19 protein-coding genes and 1 tRNA gene are annotated in these 18818 nt (G+C 65.0%); 6 read left to right on the forward strand and 14 right to left on the reverse strand.

Annotation, left to right across the window (positions count from 1 at the left end; translation table 11 throughout):
* Window positions 1-59: 59 nt before the first annotated feature.
* The 10 genes from urtA to KU884_RS18230 form a co-directional block, all read right to left on the reverse strand.
* Window positions 60-1379 (reverse strand): urea ABC transporter substrate-binding protein, encoded by a 1320-nt coding sequence (urtA, locus tag KU884_RS18185; RefSeq protein WP_167783939.1) that lies wholly within the window; start codon window positions 1377-1379, stop codon window positions 60-62.
* A gap of 421 nt (window positions 1380-1800) precedes the next feature.
* Window positions 1801-2430, reverse strand: a complete 630-nt coding sequence (ureG, locus tag KU884_RS18190; RefSeq protein WP_167783940.1) for an urease accessory protein UreG — start codon at window positions 2428-2430, stop codon at window positions 1801-1803.
* A gap of 192 nt (window positions 2431-2622) precedes the next feature.
* On the reverse strand, window positions 2623-3321 hold the full coding sequence (locus KU884_RS18195) for an urease accessory protein UreF (protein ID WP_167783941.1): 699 nt from the start codon (window positions 3319-3321) through the stop codon (window positions 2623-2625).
* Complete coding sequence (ureE, locus tag KU884_RS18200; protein WP_167783942.1) at window positions 3293-3757, reverse strand: urease accessory protein UreE; 465 nt, start codon at window positions 3755-3757, stop codon at window positions 3293-3295. The genes KU884_RS18195 and ureE overlap by 29 nt, the downstream gene beginning before the upstream one ends.
* 8 nt (window positions 3758-3765) lie before the next feature.
* Window positions 3766-5472, reverse strand: coding sequence for an urease subunit alpha (gene ureC / locus KU884_RS18205; RefSeq protein ID WP_167783943.1), 1707 nt, complete (start codon window positions 5470-5472; stop codon window positions 3766-3768).
* Entirely contained in the window at window positions 5469-5789 is a 321-nt protein-coding gene (locus tag KU884_RS18210) for an urease subunit beta (RefSeq protein ID WP_167783944.1), read from the reverse strand. The genes ureC and KU884_RS18210 overlap by 4 nt, the downstream gene beginning before the upstream one ends.
* Before the next feature lie 11 nt (window positions 5790-5800).
* The gene (locus KU884_RS18215; protein ID WP_167783945.1) at window positions 5801-6103 is read right to left on the reverse strand and encodes an urease subunit gamma; all 303 of its coding nucleotides are present in this window, start codon (window positions 6101-6103) and stop codon (window positions 5801-5803) included.
* Between the two features lie 19 nt (window positions 6104-6122).
* Entirely contained in the window at window positions 6123-6986 is an 864-nt protein-coding gene (locus tag KU884_RS18220; protein WP_167783946.1) for an urease accessory protein UreD, read from the reverse strand.
* A 3-nt stretch (window positions 6987-6989) separates the two neighbouring features.
* A complete protein-coding gene (locus KU884_RS18225) occupies window positions 6990-7568 on the reverse strand; it encodes a HupE/UreJ family protein (protein WP_167783947.1) in 579 nt (192 codons plus the stop codon).
* Window positions 7569-7875: 307 nt separating this feature from the next.
* The gene (locus KU884_RS18230) at window positions 7876-8436 is read right to left on the reverse strand and encodes a cytochrome c5 family protein (protein ID WP_167783948.1); all 561 of its coding nucleotides are present in this window, start codon (window positions 8434-8436) and stop codon (window positions 7876-7878) included.
* 154 nt (window positions 8437-8590) lie between these two features.
* Here KU884_RS18230 and KU884_RS18235 point away from each other — a divergent pair.
* The 3 genes from KU884_RS18235 to KU884_RS18245 all read left to right on the forward strand — a co-directional run bounded on the left by KU884_RS18235 (window position 8591) and on the right by KU884_RS18245 (window position 11116).
* Window positions 8591-8667, forward strand: a tRNA-Arg gene (locus KU884_RS18235).
* A gap of 452 nt (window positions 8668-9119) precedes the next feature.
* The gene (locus tag KU884_RS18240) at window positions 9120-10097 is read left to right on the forward strand and encodes a nitronate monooxygenase family protein (RefSeq protein WP_167783949.1); all 978 of its coding nucleotides are present in this window, start codon (window positions 9120-9122) and stop codon (window positions 10095-10097) included.
* Window positions 10098-10192: 95 nt separating this feature from the next.
* Window positions 10193-11116, forward strand: coding sequence for a hypothetical protein (locus KU884_RS18245; protein WP_167783950.1), 924 nt, complete (start codon window positions 10193-10195; stop codon window positions 11114-11116).
* A 22-nt stretch (window positions 11117-11138) separates the two neighbouring features.
* Here KU884_RS18245 and KU884_RS18250 read toward each other — a convergent pair whose 3' ends face one another.
* On the reverse strand, window positions 11139-12728 hold the full coding sequence (locus KU884_RS18250) for a class I adenylate-forming enzyme family protein (protein ID WP_167783951.1): 1590 nt from the start codon (window positions 12726-12728) through the stop codon (window positions 11139-11141).
* A gap of 233 nt (window positions 12729-12961) precedes the next feature.
* Here KU884_RS18250 and KU884_RS18255 point away from each other — a divergent pair, with 233 nt between their 5' ends.
* On the forward strand, window positions 12962-13159 hold the full coding sequence (locus KU884_RS18255) for a hypothetical protein (RefSeq protein WP_167783952.1): 198 nt from the start codon (window positions 12962-12964) through the stop codon (window positions 13157-13159).
* Between the two features lie 16 nt (window positions 13160-13175).
* Here KU884_RS18255 and KU884_RS18260 read toward each other — a convergent pair whose 3' ends face one another.
* The 3 genes from KU884_RS18260 to KU884_RS18270 all read right to left on the reverse strand — a co-directional run bounded on the left by KU884_RS18260 (window position 13176) and on the right by KU884_RS18270 (window position 16785).
* Entirely contained in the window at window positions 13176-14411 is a 1236-nt protein-coding gene (locus KU884_RS18260; RefSeq protein WP_167783953.1) for an MFS transporter, read from the reverse strand.
* Between the two features lie 138 nt (window positions 14412-14549).
* Window positions 14550-15569 carry a phosphotransferase gene (locus KU884_RS18265; protein ID WP_167783954.1) on the reverse strand — a complete coding sequence of 340 codons (1020 nt, stop codon included), beginning with the start codon at window positions 15567-15569 and terminating at the stop codon, window positions 14550-14552.
* A 10-nt stretch (window positions 15570-15579) separates the two neighbouring features.
* Entirely contained in the window at window positions 15580-16785 is a 1206-nt protein-coding gene (locus KU884_RS18270; RefSeq protein WP_167783955.1) for an acyl-CoA dehydrogenase family protein, read from the reverse strand.
* Window positions 16786-16982: 197 nt separating this feature from the next.
* Between KU884_RS18270 and KU884_RS18275 the strand changes: the two genes are divergently transcribed.
* Window positions 16983-17504, forward strand: a complete 522-nt coding sequence (locus KU884_RS18275) for a TRAP transporter small permease subunit (protein ID WP_167783956.1) — start codon at window positions 16983-16985, stop codon at window positions 17502-17504.
* A complete protein-coding gene (locus tag KU884_RS18280; RefSeq protein WP_167783957.1) occupies window positions 17501-18808 on the forward strand; it encodes a TRAP transporter large permease subunit in 1308 nt (435 codons plus the stop codon). The genes KU884_RS18275 and KU884_RS18280 overlap by 4 nt, the downstream gene beginning before the upstream one ends.
* Window positions 18809-18818: the final 10 nt, after the last annotated feature.

Raw genomic sequence — 18818 nt, forward strand, 5'->3', positions numbered from 1 at the left:
GGGGGTGTGAACGGTAGGCCACGCACATCCCTGTGCGCGGTCACCACCGACACGGGGCGCTAGAACTGCAGGCCGTAGTTCGGCTCTTCGCAGTCCCCGCAGACCCAGGGATAACGCCAGTTGGCCTGCCGGTCCTCGTTGCCCTCGACGTACTCGCTCCAGGGCTCGGCGCGGACCACGTCGTCGGTCTCCCAGACGGGGAAGAACTGGCCGTCGGGCTCGATCTCACCGATGATCACCGGCTTGTGCAGATGGTGGTTCTCCTCGTCCATGCACACTTCGAAGCCGGACGGGGAGTCCACGCACTGACCGTAGACGGCCTGGCGAACCGCGTCCACGTCGGTGGTCCCGGCCTGCAGCACCGCCTGGGCCCACATGCGGATGCCCATATGGGTGGCTTCCATGGGGTCGTTGGTCACACGGTCGGAGCCACCGGAGAGATCGTTCTCTTCCACGTACTCGAACCAGCGCTCGGTGAAGCGCTCGTTCTCCGGCGTGTCGATGGACATGAAGTAGTTCCAGGCGGCGAGATGGCCGGCCAGCAGGTCGGTATCCATGCCCCGGAGCTCTTCTTCACCCACGGAGGTGGCAAGTACCGGCACGTCGATGGGGTCGATGCCCTGGTTGGCCAGCTCCTGGTAGAAGGCCACGTTGGCATCACCGTTGACGGTGTTGATCACCGCGGTGGGCCCACCGTCGGCAAAGCTACCGATGTCGTCGACAATGGTCTGGAAGTCGTCGTGACCGAAGGGCGTGTAGACCTCCTCGATGTCCTCGTCACCGATGCCGTGGGCATTCAGGTAGGCCCGCACGATGCGGTTGGTGGTGCGCGGGAAAACGTAGTCGGTGCCGATGAGATAGAAGCGCTCGGCACCGCCACCCTCTTCGCTCATGAGGTACTCCACCGCCGGCAGGGTCTGCTGGTTCGGTGCCGCACCGGTGTAGAAGATGTTGCGGGAGGATTCCTCGCCCTCGTACTGCACCGGGTAGAACATCAGGCCGTTGAGTTCCTCCAGCACCGGCAGCACCGCCTCGCGGGAAACGGAGGTCCAGGAGCCGAAAATGACGTCCACCTCTTCGCGCTCGATCATCTCCCGCGCCTGCTCGGCGTAGGTGGGCCAGTCGGAGCCCGGATCCATGACCACCGGTTCCAGCTCACGACCCAGAAGGCCGCCCTGCTCATTGATGTCCTCGATGGTCATGAGCGCCACGTCACGCAGTGACGTCTCGCTGATGGCCATGGTGCCGGACAGGGAATGCAGAATGCCCACCTTGATGGGGTCGTCCGCCTGGGCGTTGCCCGCGGCCACCAGGCCGAGAGCCATCGCGCCGCCAGCGACGGTGCGATAGAGCGCGTTGTTTGATTGTGTCGAATGCATGGTTGCCTCCGTCGTCCTGTTGGCCGGGCCGGTCTGCACCGGGCCGGGGCAGTGACTTGCTGGTGCCTGACGGTGTTCGCCGGGCACTGACAGGGAGGGAGCAAGCGCCATGCCAGGGGGTTTTGGCTTTACTTATCAATTAGTTACATTGATACCGCCGTGAGAACGCACCAAACAAGGGCGTCTTCATGCACTCGTGGCGGGCAATTGCACCCGCGTGGTGCGGAAACCGGATGAATCAAGTTGGTGCGCGCTGCCCAAAGCGAGAGACCTGCAGGTGTCGCATGTGTAGGGCGGACCTGAAGGTCCGCCGTTTCCGGGTTGCCGACCACGGGGCCCGCCATGGCCCGCAATGGCGGACCTGAAGGTCCGCCCTACGTACAGTACTACGGCTGATTCGGGCGGGATTGTCGTGCAGACGCTAGGCGCTCTCGCGGTTGCGCAGCATGCCTTCGCGGACGATGAAATCCACCACCTCGTCCAGACCCTGACCGGACTTGAGATTGGTGAACAGGAACGGCTTGTCGCCGCGCATGCGGCGGCTGTCGCGGTCCATGACCTCCAGGGAGGCGCCCACGCCCTCGGCCAGATCGATCTTGTTGATCACCAACAGGTCCGAGCGGGTCACGCCCGGGCCGCCCTTGCGTGGGATCTTGTCACCGGCACAGACATCGATGACGTAGATAGTGAGGTCCGACAGCTCGGGACTGAAGGTGGCGGAGAGATTGTCGCCGCCGCTCTCCACGAACACCACGTCCAGCCCCGGGAAACGGGCGTTGAGATCCGCCACGGCGGAGAGGTTCATGGAGGCGTCCTCGCGGATAGCGGTGTGGGGACACCCGCCGGTTTCCACGCCAACGATGCGCTCGGCTTCCAGGGCACCATGACGGGTCAGGAATTCCGCGTCCTCGCGGGTGTAGATGTCATTGGTGACCACGGCGATGTTGTAGTGGTCGCGCATGGAGTGGCACAGGGATTCCAGCAGCGCGGTCTTGCCGGAGCCCACGGGCCCGCCGATGCCGACGCGCAGTGCCTGTTCGGTGGTAGACATGGTGTGTTCCTCCTGATGGTGTCAGTGAACCGCAGCGGCACGATACGAGCCGCGGGAGCTGTAGGGTGGACCTTCAGGTCCACCGAGTTGGCCGCGATGGGCCGCGGCGGCTTGCCTGTCTGAGGAAGGTGGACCTGAAGGTTCACCCTACGCGACCGTCGCGACTCACGTCGCTCCCACAGGAATCCGCAATCAACTGCGGAAAAGCCGGGAATACTGGGTCTCGTGCAGGCTGCTGGCGATGGCGACGCCCGGGGCCGTGCCGCCGATGGCGTCATCGTCCAATTGCAGGCCTGCGGCCGCGGCGGCGCCGATGGGTTCGGCCAGATCCAGCAGTAGCCGCTGCCCGGCGGTCTGCCCCAGGGGCACCAGCTTGATCGCTGCGGCCACCTGATTCTCGCACCAGGCCCACAGGTAGGCCTCAACCCCCTCCTCCAGCGGGATCTCCCAACGCACCAGGGCCAGGGCGTAGACCACCGCCCAGCTGGTCTCCGACGCACGCGTCCAGGGCTCAGCCTCGGGGATGTCCAGCTCGTTCAGTAGTCTTGCCAGGGCGCGCCCCAGGTGCTGGTCTTCGCCCACCAGCTCCGATGTCTCGCGGCTGGCCCGCAGCCATTGACCATAATGCACCACGCCGGTGCAGTCATCCCGACACCAGCAGGCATGCAATCGCGCCAGCAGCGGCACGTCCACACGGCCGAGCGTGTGGACGAGCTGGCCCTGCAGCCAGTCAGCCACGCCATCGGCATCCCGTACCCAGCCGGCCTCAATGGCGTACTCCAGTCCGCCCGAGTAGCTATACGCCCCAACGGGCAGGGTCGGGCTCATGAGCTGCCAGAGCCGGCGTCGTGCCAGGGCGGGATCAGTGGTGGTGGTCGTGGTCATGATCATGCCCGTGGGAATGGCCGCCGCCGTAGGCACCCGCTTCGGGTTCGAAGGGTGCCTGTTCCGGCGTCGTATCGAGGCCGAGGCCACGCACCATTTCGTCCAGTACGTGATCGTGCCGGTAGCGCACGAAACCATCACCGATCTGCAGCGGCACATGCCGGTTGCCCAGATGGTAGGCCACCCGCGCCAGGGTGGTGCCGTCGGCACACCGCACGGTGCTCACCGCCTCGTTGGCCGCCTGCACCCTTATCACCTCACCGCCTTCGGCGCGAAGGCCATCGCCATTCCGCAGAATACGACCACGCTCCAGGAAGACGCCCACCTCGGTGCCATCCTGCAAGGTCGCCCGGAAACGGCTCTTCTGCCGGGTATCGAACGGCAGCACCAGAACGCCGTGCGCATCCTCGGCCGCGGTGGTGTACTCGGTCAATCGCAGCATCGCGGGCCTCAGAACAGGAAGTAGCGCTGCGCCATGGGCAGCTCGGCCATGGGTTCGCAGGTGAGCAGTTCGCCGTCGGCGCGGACCTCGTAGGTCTCCGGGTCCACCTCCATGTGTGGCTGCCAATCGTTCAGGATCAGGTCCTTCTTCTTCACGCTGCGACAGCCCTTCACGGCCACCAGCCGCCGCTGCAGTCCGAGCTGCGCGCCGATGCCGGCATCCACAGCGGCCTGGGAGACGAAACTCACGGAGGTCTCCCGCATGGCGCGGCCATAGCTGCCAAACATGGGCCGGTAGTGCACCGGCTGCGGCGTGGGGATGGAGGCGTTGGGGTCGCCCATGGGCGCCGTGGCAATGAATCCACCCTTGACCACCAGCGCCGGCTTGACGCCGAAGAACGCCGGATCCCAGAGCACCATGTCCGCCAGCTTGCCCGGCTCCAGAGAACCCACCTCGTGGGCAATGCCGTGGGCCAGGGCCGGGTTGATGGTGTACTTGGCGATGTAGCGCCGGGCACGGTAGTTGTCGTCGTCGCCGCTGTCCTGCTTCAACGCGCCCCGCTGGACTTTCATCTTGTGGGCGGTCTGCCAGGTGCGGATGATCACCTCACCCACCCGTCCCATGGCCTGGGAGTCCGAGGCGATCACGGAGAACGCACCAAGATCGTGCAGGATGTCCTCGGCGGCGATGGTCTCCCGCCGGATGCGGCTCTCGGCGAAGGCCACATCCTCGGGAATGCGCGGATCCAGGTGATGGCACACCATGAGCATGTCCAGATGCTCGTCGATGGTGTTGGTGGTGAACGGCCGCGTCGGGTTGGTGCTGGAGGGCAGCACATTGGCGTTGCCACAGACCTTGATGATGTCCGGGGCGTGGCCGCCACCCGCACCCTCGGTGTGGTAGGTGTGGATGGTGCGGTCCTTGAACGCGGCCACCGTATCCTCCACGAAGCCCGACTCGTTCAGGGTGTCCGTGTGGATACATACCTGCACGTCGTACGCATCCGCCACCGACAGCGCGCAGTCGATGGCCGCCGGCGTGGTACCCCAGTCCTCGTGGAGCTTCAGGCCCAGGGCGCCCGCTTCGATCTGCTCGTTCAGGGCCTCCGGCAAGCTGCCGTTGCCTTTACCTAGGAAGCCCAGGTTCATGGGGAACGACTCGGCGGCCTGCAGCATGCGGTGGATGTTCCAGGCGCCCGGCGTGCAGGTGGTGGCGTTGGTGCCGGTGGCCGGCCCGGTGCCGCCGCCGATCATGGTAGTCACCCCGGAGGTCAGCGCCTCCTCGATCTGCTGCGGGCAGACGAAATGGATGTGGGCATCGATGCCTCCGGCGGTCACGATCTTGCCCTCGGCGGCGATGGCCTCGGTGCCCGGGCCGATGATGATGTCCACATCCGGCTGGGTGTCCGGGTTGCCGGCCTTGCCGATGGCCTGGATACGGCCGTCCTTGATGCCGATGTCCGCTTTCACCACACCCCAGTGATCCAGAATCAGGGCGTTGGTGATGACGGTATCCACCACGTCCCTGCCGGTGCGCTGGCTCTGGCCCATGCCATCGCGCACCACCTTGCCACCGCCGAATTTCACCTCGTCGCCGTAGGTGGTGTGATCGCGCTCGACGCGTATCAGCAGCTCGGTATCACCCAGGCGCACCCGATCGCCGGTGGTGGGACCGAACATGTCCGCGTATGCCGTGCGTGAGATGGTATTGCTCATGCCTTGCCCCCCTTGAGCGGCCCCATGACGCGCCCCTTGAAGCCGTAGACGATCTCATCGCCGGCGTATCGCACCAGCTGAACCGTGCGCTCCTGGCCGGGCTCGAAGCGCACCGCGGTGCCGGCGGGAATATCCAGCCGGAAGCCGCGTGCGGCATCACGATCAAACGTCAGCGCGTCGTTGACCTCGAAGAAGTGGTAGTGCGAACCCACCTGCACAGGGCGATCACCAGTATTGGTGACGGTGACCGAAGCGGTCTCGCGCCCCTCGTTCAGGGTGATGTCGCCGTCGGCGGGGAGAATCTCTCCGGGAATCATGGCGCGCCTCCTCAGCGGATGGGTTCGTGGACGGTGACGAGCTTCACGCCGTCCGGGAAGGTGACTTCCACCTGGACGTCCGGAATCATCTCCGGTACTCCGTCCATGACGTCCTCGCGGGTCAGCACCTCGCCGCCCAGGCTCATCAGGTCGGCAACGCTCTTGCCTTCCCGTGCGCCCTCCATGATGGCCGCGGAGATCATGGCCTTGGCCTCGGGGTAATTCAGCTTTAGGCCCTTGGCCTGGCGCCGCTCGGCGAGCAGGGCGGCGGTGAACAGCAGCAGCTTGTCTTTCTCTCGTGGCGTGAGTTCCATACGACTCCTCCGGAGTGATTCAGGTCTTCCAGATGCGGGGGGGCACGGGTGGTCGGCCCATGACTGGTTCGCGCAGGCACGCCCAGGCCTGTTCCAGGACCCGGCGGATCACCTCGGCACCGGGTCCGAGGCAGCGCAGCAGCACGACGTCGCCGATGCGCGTGACGCCGAGAGACAGACCCGGCGGCACGGTGACCGCCTCGCGCAACGAGGCCTCGAGCCCTTTCGGCGCCGGGGTCGCCACCAGGGCACCGAGGGCCGGGTGCCCGCCGAGACCCCAGGGTCGTGTCAGGAGCGGATCGCCGTGAACAAGGTTGAGCCGTTCGTGAAGCACGCAGGTGCCCTCGCGCTCGATCAACAGATCCTGCAGGCAGTCCCCCTGCTCGAAGTGATCGCCACTGCCCGGGCGGCCCAGGCAGAGGATGTCCCAGGTGCAGAGACGGGCATCGGCACCCAGGTGGAAGCGGTTGTACAGCGCCGTCCTGGACTGCCCGTGGAGAATGGTCTCCATGGGCAAGAACTCCAGGCCTGCGCCAGGTGCCACATCGAACGCCTGCGACTGGTAGGCCGAAGGCCCCGCGCTGCGATAGAACTTGGCGGCAGCCGGGGTGGTCAGGAGCGCGCTGGCGCCCTCGTCCACGGTGACGTCCAAGCGCAGGCGGTCACCGCCCACCACGCCTCCCGGCGGGTGGATGATGTAGCTATGGCAGACCTCGCCCTCCGGGTGAAAACTGCGCTGCACCAGCAACGGACCCTGGTGCCTGCGCCGCGCCAGCACGGTGCGATCGGCCCTGAACTGGTACCCCAGTTGCAGATGGCCGAGCCAGCCTGCATCCGTGTCGGATTCAGCCGCTGCCACCGTCTGCGCCGGAACGGCGACCACCGGTCACGCCACCACTAGCAGGTAGGCAGCGGACGCCACCAGCACACCGCCTGCAAGCCGGTCCGCCGGCCGCAGCAGACCGCGGCGGTTGACGGCGATCGCAAGGGTGGCGCCGGCGACAAGGAGCAGCACGGTGGTCAGGGCGAACCCGCTCATGAAGGCAACCGCGGACAGGCTGGCGGCCATTTCCGCACCGTGGGCGTGCCCGTGGAACACCGCAAACAACCCCGCCAGCCCCGCCGACGCCACCAACGACAGGCGACGGGCACCGAACACCAGCACACCGGTAATCGCCAGAGAGGCAAGGATACCGAACTCCACTGCAGAGACTCCGCCCTGCACCAGGCCGATACCGAAACCGGCCAGCACAGCAACGAGAAAGGAGCCTGCAATAATCGCGGCCTGCCCCAGACTGCCGTGCCTTGCCGCCCAAAACCCGATCCCGGTCATGGCAAGGAGGTGATCCAGCCCCAGGAGCGGGTGCAAGAATCCGGCGCCGAAGCCGCCGTGTCCGTGGCCGGGATGAGCGAACGCAGCGGCTGGCAACGCCAGCAGCAGTAGGGCGAGCGTTGATTGACGCATGATCTGAACTCCTGTTGCCGAATCGCGAGAATCAGGTGTGTGAGGCCACCGGGAGAGCCCGAGCAGCGCGAACCTGCCCAGTGATGGTGCAGAAGCTATGCCAGGGATGAACGTACCGGAGAATCAGTCTGTTACAATGCACTCCCCGGCCCGGCGGGACGCGAGCGCGCACACATGCAGTGCACGCGAAACAGTGAGCGCACCACGACGGTGCAACGAAAGCCACTGAGAGTACTCGCAGCATTCGCGCACAAAAAAACCGCCCGAAGGCGGTTCCTTTGCGTGCGCGAAGGAATTCGGGATTCGGTCAGAACTCTTCTTCGACGTCAGCGAGCTCGTCGTCGTCCAGCTCGACGTCGCTTTCCTCGAGGATGTAGACCACCGCCCGACGCACCTCCTCGTCGCTCAGGCTGGAATCCCCGCCGCGCGCGGGCATGCCGCGGATGCCGTTAATGGCGTTATAGACGAGTTCTTCCAGGCCCTTGTCTTCGTACAGGCTCGCCCAGGCGTCGTTGTCACCGGTCACCGGTGAGTCCATCACGCCGCTGGCGTGACAGGCCATACAGGCAGACTCGTTGACTTCGGAACCGGACATGGCCACCTCTTCGGCGTCATCGTCCGCATCGTCAGCCTCTTCTTCCGCCATCGCCATCGGGTCAGCGTCACCGTTCTCGCGAACCACACCATGGGGCTGCAGCCGCTGTGAGATCCGCTCACGTTCGTGCTCTGCCCGAGCCATGTCGCGCGACGTCTCGAAGGTCGCCGCAAACACGGCCAGACCGGCAATGATGAAGGCGGCTACCGTCAGGAGCACCATCACCCCGCCGAAACTCCTCATGAACGCCTTGTCGTCTTGCTCGCTGCTCACGCTGATCCCCCAACGATACGGTCGATGTTCTGTGCGGGCGGGCCAAAGCCCAGGCCTCGAAGTATATCCGAATCCCCCGGGGCGAAAAAGTTGGATCCGTGGCCACCATGGACGACACGCCCCGGAATCGCTATCCTGTGGAACTTGTCATCAAGCGCCCGTAGCTCAGTTGGATAGAGCGTCGGCCTCCGAAGCCGAAGGTCGCAGGTTCGAATCCTGCCGGGCGCGCCATGCTTTCCTTGATGCAGACTCCACGGGCTTAACTGGCGGCAACACCGTTGCAGTTGCCGGGATTCGAACCTGCGACAATAAACAAGTCAGGTTCGACCGGCCGCCGGCAGGCGGCCAGTGCCGCGGAGCGCAGCGACGCGGACCCGACGGGTGAGGCGCCTTGAGGCGCCGAAACAATCCTGCCGGGCGCGCCATCCTTCCCTCTGTCGATCCGGCCCTCCAGGCGCACCAGTGCGCCGAAGCCGCCAACGCTACCGTGGACCCGATCATGGCCACGCCGCGAGAGCGGAATAACCGCCGCAGGTTTGGTACTCAAGCGGGTTACGAGGCAATATCCACACTCGACTCACTTCCAGGATCAGGGCTTCGGCAGGAAGCGCTGATCCCGACCAATCACGAAGCGCTGACATTCTTGTGCGTCGGCGCCAGTCAGGAGCATTGGACGAAGACCCATGAAGACAAAAATCACGGAAATGTTCGGCATCCAGCACCCGATTATTCAGGGTGGCATGCACCATGTGGGCTATGCGGAGCTGGCCGCGGCGGTTTCCAATGCCGGCGGGCTGGGCATCATCACGGCACTGACCCAGCCCAGCCCCGAGGCGCTTGCCGAGGAAATCCGCCGCTGTCACGAAATGACCGACAAGCCCTTCGGTGTGAACGTCACGTTCCTGCCTTCGGTGAACACGCCGGACTACCCCGGTTACATCAAGGCCATCATCGACGGCGGCGTGAAGGTCGTGGAGACGGCGGGCAACAATCCGCAGCAGGTCCTGCCGCCGTTGCAGGAGGCAGGGATCAAGGTGATCCACAAGTGCACCTCCGTGCGGCATGCCCTGAAGGCGGAGTCCATCGGCTGCGATGCCGCCAGCGTCGACGGTTTCGAGTGTGGTGGTCATCCGGGTGAAGACGATGTGCCCAATTTCATCCTGCTCCCCCGGGCCGCGGAAGAGCTGACCATTCCGTTCGTTGCCTCCGGCGGCATGGCGAATGGCCGCTCGCTGACGGCCGCCCTGGCCATGGGCGCCGAAGGCATGAACATGGGAACCCGTTTCATCGCCACCCAGGAAGCACCGGTGCACGAACGGGTGAAACAGGCCATCGTCGCGGCCAGCGAGCTGGATACACGCCTGGTCATGCGCCCGCTGCGCAACACCGAACGGGTGCTGACCAACGAGGCCGTGGAACGGCTGCTGGAGAAGGAAAAGCGCCTGGGTGATGACCTCAAGTTCGAGGACATTATCGACGAGGTGGCCGGGGTTTATCCGCGCATCATGAAGGAGGGTGAGATGGACGCCGGTGCCTGGTCCTGCGGCATGGTGGCCGGTCTGATTCACGACGTGCCCACGGTGAAGGAGCTCATCGACCGCACCATGGCCGAATCCGAGGCGCTGATCCGCGACCGCCTCGCGGGCATGCTGGACAGCTGAGGCCTTCCGTTGCCCGAGAGACCTCGGGGCGTCGCCGCCGGAAAAAGGCGGCGCCCCGGCTTACACGTCACTTCGATCATCAGTGAGACAGGACCATGAGTTTCGACACGCCACTCTCCTTGTGCGGCCCCCTGCGGCAGCCGCAGCAGATGCTGGCCGATCAGGAATACAGCGGACACAGCTCGATCCACGACGACTCCATGGCCGAGGAGCTCGGCTTTCGGGCGGGCCCCATCGAGGGGCCGACGCACTTCAGCCAGTTCGTGCCGTTGCTTGCCCGCATCTGGGGCAACGACTGGTTCGAGCGGGGCTGCTTCTCGTCACACTTCCAGAACATGGTGGTGGAGGGTGAGTCGGTTCGAGCCTTCGTGGAACTCCCGGAACCGGGCGCCACGCGTGCGCGGGCCTGGGCCGAGAAGGCGGATGGCACCCCGGTGCTCGAGGCCAGCGCAAGCATCGGCCCGGAGCACGGGGAAACCCTGCTGGAGCAGCGCATGGCGAAGCTGCGCCCACCGGAGAAACTGGTGATCCTGTCCGATCTCGAAGTGGGCATGACGGGCGCTCAGGACGAGCCGGTGCGCATGGACCCGGACCAGCACATGGGTAATCTCTACCCCTTTTCCCTGAACCAGAAACTGGAAAAGATCACCGAGTACTCGCACTGGTACGCGGATGGTGCGTCGTCCCCGTGGGGTCGCCCGATCATCCCGCTGGAGATGGTGAGCGTGCTGGCCGAGTACACCAGCCCCAAGGCGCAGTTCCCGGTCAAGCACCCCGTCATCGGCCTGTTCGCGGACCAGGAGATCCGCATGGTCGACGGTCCGCTGCTGGTGGGCGAGGATTACCTGATCCGCCGCGAGATCGTGGCGCTATCGGAGAGCAAGCGCACGGAATCCTACTGGGTGCGCACCCGGATCTTCGACGCCGCCGGGCAACAGCTGAAGGCGGAGATGCTGCTCAACCACGCCACGCTGAAGCACTCCTTTCCGGGATACGAAGAGGCGCGCAAAGGAGCGTGATCCGCAGGACCGAGGGGATCGATCATGCCAGCTCATCCCGCAGACTGCGCTTGAGCACCTTGCCGTTGGGATTGCGGGGCAGCGGCTCGCTGCTGAAGGTACACGCCTCGGGGACCTTGTAGTCGGACAGTGCCGCGGCGCAATGCTGCTTCAGCGCCTCGGCACTGAGCCCGGCCGTCGCCGTCACGACGAACGCATGCACGCGTTCGCCCAGCACCGGGCAGGGCCGCCCCACCACCGCCGCTTCCACAACGTCGGGGTGTTCCAGAAGCACGTTTTCCACTTCCGTGGTGTACACCTTGTAGCCGCCGCGGTTGATCATGTCCTTCTTGCGGTCGAAGACGTACAGAAAACCGTCGCCATCCTTGCTGCCGATGTCCCCGGAACGCCAGAAGCCGGCGATGAATTCCCGTGCCGTCGCCGCCTCGTTGTTCCAGTAGCCCGGCACCACCATGGGCCCGCGGATCCAGACTTCTCCGGACTCACCCTGCGGGACTTCACAGCCCGCGTCATCCATGATGACGACCTCGGCACAAGGGAGCTCCGCCCCAACGCTGTCACCACGGCCCGAGGTGTACGCCGGCGGCATCATGCTGGCCGGTGAACTGGTCTCGGTGGCCCCGTAGGCGTTCATGAGCTGCAGGCCCGGCAGCTTCTCTGCCAGGGCGCGAATGGTGACTTCCGGCATGGGTGCCCCGCCGTAGCCGCCGATACGCCACGCGGAGAGGTCATGGCCGTCAAAGTCCGGGTCCAGGAGGCACAGGTTGTACATGGCCGGCACCAGCACGGTGTGGGTCATGCGTTCACGGGCCGCCAGCTCCAGGAAGCGGGCGGCCTTGAACTCGCGCTGGATGATCAGCGCCCCCGCGGCGCGCAGCGACACACCGATCAACGCCACCAGGCCGGTGACATGACTCATGGGAACGGTGATCAGGGACCGATCCCCCGGTCCGAGCTCCATCCCCCACTGGAAGTGCATCAGCGAGTGGACGATGCCGAGGTGCGTGAGCATGGCGCCCTTCGGCCTGCCGGTCGTGCCGGACGTATAGAGAATGGCCGCGGTATCGTCTTCGGCGACGGTGGCCACCTCGGTCCGCTGGCCGTGCTCGAACAGGGCGTCATATCCCGCCTCCCCTGGCCCGGCTTCCACACACAGTCTGTGCTGCAGCTCCGGGAGGTCCGCCGGCGACGGCAACCGGTCCCGCAGCGCCGGCTCGTACACCACCAGCCGGGCACCGGAGTCGGAGAGCATGTGCTGGTACCCGGGCTTCTGGTCCCGGGTGTTCAGCGGCACGATCACGGCGCCCAGCCGCCAGGTGGCCAGCATGAGTTCCACGAACGGCGTGCCATTGTCGAGGATGAGCGCCACCCGGTCGCCCGCCTCAACGCCGTGGGCGGCGAGGCCGGCGGCCACCTGCGCGACCCGGGCGTCGAGTTCCCGGTAGGTGAGTCGCAGCTCGTCATGGATCAGCGCTTCACTGTCGGCGGCACGCGCCAGCGCCTCCGGCAACAGGCAGTTCAGGTCCGTCGGGCGGTCCGCAAAACAGCGTACCACCCGGTCACCATAGTGGGTCTCCCGCCGCATCGCGGGAAAGGCATCGCGTGCCCACATGTCTTTTCTCCTCCGTCCGGAACCTACCGTCATTCGTAAAGCACCAGTGAATAGAGAACGCCGGCAGGGCCGTCAACCATCCACCGCCGCATCCCCAGGCATACTTCACGGGCCACCATAGCGCCTGAAGCTTCGTTCCCAGCAGTCACAGGAGATATACCGGTCGGTATATGCTGCGACGCACCACCCTTGTTATAATGCGCTGCAACACGAACAGTTGAAGCGAGGGTGCCATGAAAAACGACACGACCGAACAACGCTTCGAAGTCTCCCATGATCTGCTGGCCGATCTGGAGCGCCGTGCGCGCCATGAGCGTGACCAGTACATGGCCGAATGCCTGGGCGCCGGCTACCAGCGCATGCGCCGTGGCATCACCTCACTGGTTAACAGCCTGTCGGCGCGCAGCGGCCGCACGCCGCGCCAGGCCTGAGCACCAAGTCGGCACATCACGACCGCCCCGCTTCCCGCACGGACTCCTCGCCCACGGCGAGCTCCCGCGGGAAGCTCCGGATCCAGTAGCTCATGGCCGTGCCCATGAGCAGCCCCACGGTGGAAAACAGGAACGCCGACCGGAAATCGTCGGTGGTATCGATCAGCCAGCCCGCGATGGCCGGCCCCACGAACTGGCCGAAGGCGAAGAACACCGTGGCATAGCTGAAGGCGATGGGGATGTATCGCGGTGCCACCTGGTCTGTGCTGCTGGCCTGGACCAGGGCAAAGGTTCCGTTCACCGCCAAACCCATCATCAGGAAGTGCAGGAAGAACATGAGCAGTGTCTGCTCCAGCAGGGGCAGGACGGTGGCCACCGTGACCAGCACCATGGCGGTGGTCAGCGCATTGCCACGCCCCCAGCGGTCCGACAGCATGCCCCAGGCCGGCCCGGCGGCAATGGAGAGCAGGCCCATCATGGCCACCAGTTGGCCTGCTGTGCGTTCCGAGTAGCCCGTCTCCACCACGAAACTGACCATGAAGATCACCTGGATAATGTAGGTCAGGCCGATCAAGCCGTAGGTGGTCGCCACGATCAGCATGCGGGGATGGCGGTAGATCAGCCACTTGTCCGCCGACGGCGGCGTTTCGCCCGCCGCGGTCCTGCTCCCGGGCGGATCGCGCACGACGCCGAGAACCAGCGCGGACACGGCCAGCCCCGTGACGGCGAAGATGCCCCAGCTCAACCGCCAGCCAGTGTCGCCCAGCTGGGTGTACAGCCAGGGCACCAGAAAGCCGATCAGCAGGCTGCCGGCGCCGATGCCGGCGGACATGCAGCCGATGACAAGGCCCCGTCGCTCCGGAAACCAGGCCGCCAGCAGCGAGACCATGGGCGCGAAACTGAATGCCGTGCCGAAGCCCAGTAGCGCCTTGAGAAACAGCAGCATGGGATAGCTGGACGCCAGGCTGAGCCCGGCGAAGCCCACCGTCACCGTGAGCAGACCGAACACCACGGTGCGCCGCGCGCCCCAGCGCGCCGCAGCAGCGCCACCCGCGAGCACGAACAGCAGGTAACCCAGCGCGGTCACGGTGCCAAGTGTTCCCGCCTGCTGATAGCTGAGCCCCAAATCGGCCCGCATGGGGGGCAACAACACACCGAACGCCAGCCGTGCGAACACGATCACCACCAGGGCGGTGAAGGTGCCGCAGAGGACGGTCAGCACCATGTTCGGGCGTTGACCGGGATCAGTCATGGTCACCTCGGCCGGGCCGCTGACCGACAGGCTGCTGGACAATCACCAAAGCTCCGGGCGCTGACGCGCAGGCGATCGGAACCATCCGGGTACCTCCTGTGAAGTGCCTGGTCTACCCCTAACCATCCGGGACGGCGTTCAGATCAGTTGCACGGCCTCTTCCGCCAACGGTCGCGCCATGGCGCCGTACTCGAACGCCTTGTCGCTGGAGGCATTGCCGTCCAGCGCCCGCTTCTGAATGCCCTGCAGGATAGCCGCCAGCCGGAAGTAGTTGAACACGATGTAGAAGTTCCAGTTCGGGATGGCGTCGATGCCGGTCAGGCGACAGTACTCGGCCACGTACTCTTCCTCGGTGGGAATGCCCAGCGCCTTGCGATCCAGGTCACCCAGGCCCGGGATGGCCGCGTCCTGGGACAGCCGCAACTGCATGCACTGGTAGGACAGATCCCCCCAGGGGTGGCCCAGGGTGGAGAGTTCCCAGTCCAGCACCGCCAGCACCTCCGGGGTGTCCGGGTGGATGATCAGATTGTCGATGCGGTAGTCCCCGTGGATCAGAGACATGCGGCCGTCGTCTTCGGGCATGTTGGCTTCCAGCCACTGGATGAGCCGGTCCATGGCCGGGTTCTTCTCCGTCTCCGAGGCGTAGTACTGCTTGCTCCAGCGATTGAGCTGGCGGGCGAAGTAGTTGCCCGGCTTGCCGAAATCGCCCAACCCCACCTGGTGGACGTCAACGCTGTGGATCGCGGCGAGCACCGCCACCATGTTGCCGTAGATGGCCGTGCGCTCGCCGGGGCTGGAATCGGGCAGCGCCGCGTTCCAGTGGATGCGTCCTTCCACGTAATCCATGACGTAGAACACCGAGCCGATTACCGACTCGTCCTCGCACAGCAGGAACATCCGCGGCACGGGCACCGGGGTCTCCTGCAGCGCCCGCATCACCCGGTATTCCCGGTCCACGGCATGGGCCGACTTCAGCAGTTCCCCCGGCGGCTTGCGACGCAGCACGTAGCGCCGGCGGTCGGTGGTGAGCAGGAAAGTGGGGTTGGACTGCCCACCGGAAAACTTGCGGCACTCCCGGATGGTGCCGAAGTCCTCGATCTGGCCGGCCAGATACGCCTCCAGCCGGGGAAGGTCGAGCTGATCCACAGGTTGGTTCATGATTTTCCCCTCAGGCGTTGTACTGGCCGATGACCTGTTTCCCCAGTGCCATCATGTGCACCTGGTCCGGGCCGTCCGCCATGCGGCACCAGCGTGCATAGTTGAACGCCTCGGCCATGAAATAGTCCGCGGTGAAGCCGCCGGCGCCATGCATCTGGATGGCCATGTCCAGCACTTCGGAGGTGAGCTGCGGCACCATGATCTTGGCCATGGCGATGAGATCCCGGGCCTCCTTGGTGCCGTCGGTGTCCATCTTGGCCGCCGCTCGCAGGGTCAGCAGACGGGACATTTCCACCTTCGAGGCCATCACAGCGATGGACTCGCGCACGGAACCCTGCTGACTGAGGCGACGGCCGAAGACTTCACGGTCCTCCACCCGCCGGCAGGCGAATTCCAGTGCCCGCTGCGCTGCGCCGATAAGGCGCATGCAGTGGTGGATGCGCCCCGGGCCCAGACGGCCCTGGGCTACCTCGAAGCCGCGCCCTTCGCCCAACAGCAGGTTCTCCTTCGGCACGCGCACGTTGTCGAACACCACCTCCGCATGCCCGCCCGGCTCTTCGTAGTAACCGAAGGTGCTCAGCGGCCGCACCACTTCCAGGCCCTTGGCATCCCGGGGCACCAGAATCTGTGTCTGCTGCAGGTGCCGGTTGGGGTTGTCCGGGTCCGACTTGCCCATGACGATGAAGATGGCGCAGCGCTCGTGCATGGCGTTGGTGATGAACCACTTGCGCCCGTTGATCACGTAGTCGTCGCCATCCCGGGTGATGGACGTCTCGACATTGGTGGCATCACTGGAGGCCACCGCCGGCTCCGTCATGGCGAAGGCAGAGCGAATCTCCCCGTCCAGCAAAGGCTGCAGCCACTGCTGCTGTTGCGCGGGAGTGCCGTATTTCACGAACACTTCCATGTTGCCCGTATCCGGCGCATTACAGTTGAAGACCTCGGCGGCCCAGAATACCCGGCCCATGATCTCGGCCAGGGGCGCGTATTCCAGATTGCTCAGACCCGGGCCAAAACGCTCGTCCGGCATGAACAGGTTCCACAGGCCCTCGGCCCGCGCCCTGGCCTTGAGATCCTCCAGGACCGGCGGCGACTTCCAACGCTCCTTCTGGACCTGCGCGCTGAACTCGTGCTCCGCGGGATAGACGTGTTCCTCCATGAACGCGGTCAGGCGTTGCTGAAGCTCACGCACATGGGATGGATGCTGGAAATCCATGGAAGTCTCCTCCGGACGTCTCGTTGTTGTATTCGGTTTGCCAATGGTGTGCGACCAGGAACCGCGAGCCCGACAAATCTGTTGACACGCTCTCCCCAGCCGGTAGCTTGGTAACAGCGTTCTACCAGACACCATAAGACAAAACGAGCGCAAGAACAGCTTGTCCCTGCCGGGGCCGACCATCGTCGGAGGAGAATATGTTCCTGCTGTCCTGGGTGGACCGCATCAATTCCACTCTCGGGAAGATCGTGAGCTTCCTGATCTGGATCGGGATGGCCATCATCGTCTACGAGGTGATCGCACGGTACGTGTTCAACGCACCGTCGGTGTGGGCGCCGGGCTACACCCAGCGCATCTTTGCTGCGTACTTCGTGCTGATCGGGGCGTTCACGCTGATTCAGGGCGGACACGTGCGGGTGGACCTGCTCCTGAACACCCGCTCGCCGCGATGGAATGCCCTGGCGGATTTCCTCAATTACTCCGTGCTGGTGATCTGGGGGCTCGCGCTCTGCTACGAGGGCTGGCCCTACTTCTACGAGACCTGGGAATGGGGCGACACCGACGACAGCGCCCTGGGCCACCCCATGTGGCCGGTGATGCTGTCCCTGTTCATCGGTGCCGTGATGATCACCGTGCAGGGCTGCGTGGAGATCCTTCGCTCACTGATCCTCCTGGTCCGTCCTGATCTGGACGTCAAACGAAGGGGCGTTGTTGTATGAGCCCGGAACTTCTCACGGTGGGCATGTTCGGGTCGCTGCTGATCCTGATCATGCTGGGCGTATCGCTGTCCTTTGCTTTGGGAGGGGTCGCAGTCGTCTTCACCCTGCTTCTCAGCGGCACAGCGGGGCTGTTCCCGATGATCTCCGCTGTCTTCGGCACCATGTGGTCGGTGCTGCTGGCCGCCATCCCACTGTTCGTTTTCATGGGCGTGGCCCTGGGCCGCTCCCAGATTTCGGCGGACCTATATCGCGCATTCTACCTCTGGTCCGGCCGCGTCAATGGCGGCCTGTTGCTGGGAACCACCGGTTTCGCCTCGGTGCTCTCCGCCATGACCGGAAGTTGCGCCGCCTCCACCCTGACCACCGGTATGGTGGGCATGCCGGCCATGGAGCGCCATGGCTACGACCGCTCCTTCGTGCTCGGCACCATTGGCGCAGCAGGCACTCTGGGCATTCTGATCCCGCCGTCCATCACGCTGATCGTTATCGGCCTGGTCACCGGGTTGTCGGTGGGACGGCTGTTCATGGGCGGCCTGATCGCCGGGCTGATCGTGATCACCGTGTTCCTCGTGTTCGTCACCATCAAGGCGCGCATGCGGCCGGAGCTGGCCCCGGCCACGAATGAGGCCGTCCCCATGCGGGACAAGATTAGATCGCTGCGGTCGGTGATTGCCCCGTTGCTGATCATCGTGGTGGTGCTGTCGTCGATTTTCATGGGCCTCGCCACACCCACGGAAGCCGCCGGCGTCGGTGCTGCCGCCGTGGTGGTCGCCGTCGCCCTGCGCGGCGAACTGACCTTGAAGTTCATCCGCGAGGTGAGCTACTCCACCGCCTCCACCACGGGCATGGTGATCTGGATCGTGTTCGGGGCAGCGTCCTTCGTGACCGTCTACTCCGGGGCGGGAGGCATCCAGTTCCTGCAGCGCGTTCTCCTCGGCATCGAAGTGGAACCGTGGATGCTGATCGTGATCATGCAGCTCATCGGGCTGGTCCTGGGCATGTTCCTGGACCCCATCGGCATCATCCTGCTGGTGTTGCCGATCTTCTTCCCGGTGGTGCAGATGCTGGGCTTTGATCCACTCTGGTTTGCGGTGATCTTCCAGCTCAACCTGTGCATCGGCTACATCACACCCCCGTTCGGCTACAACATCTTCTACCTGAAGAGTCTGAGTCCGAACACGCCCATTCTCGATCTGTACAAGGCGGTGTTCCCGTACGTGCTGCTGATGCTGGCGTGTGGCGTGGTTTTCCTGCTTTTCCCCAGCATCCTGGTGGATGGCATCGAGCTGCTGTATCGCGGCTGATGAAGACCAC

Origin of the sequence: Aquisalimonas sp. 2447 (assembly GCF_012044895.1) — a bacterium.
Classification (GTDB): Bacteria; Pseudomonadota; Gammaproteobacteria; order Nitrococcales; family Aquisalimonadaceae; genus Aquisalimonas.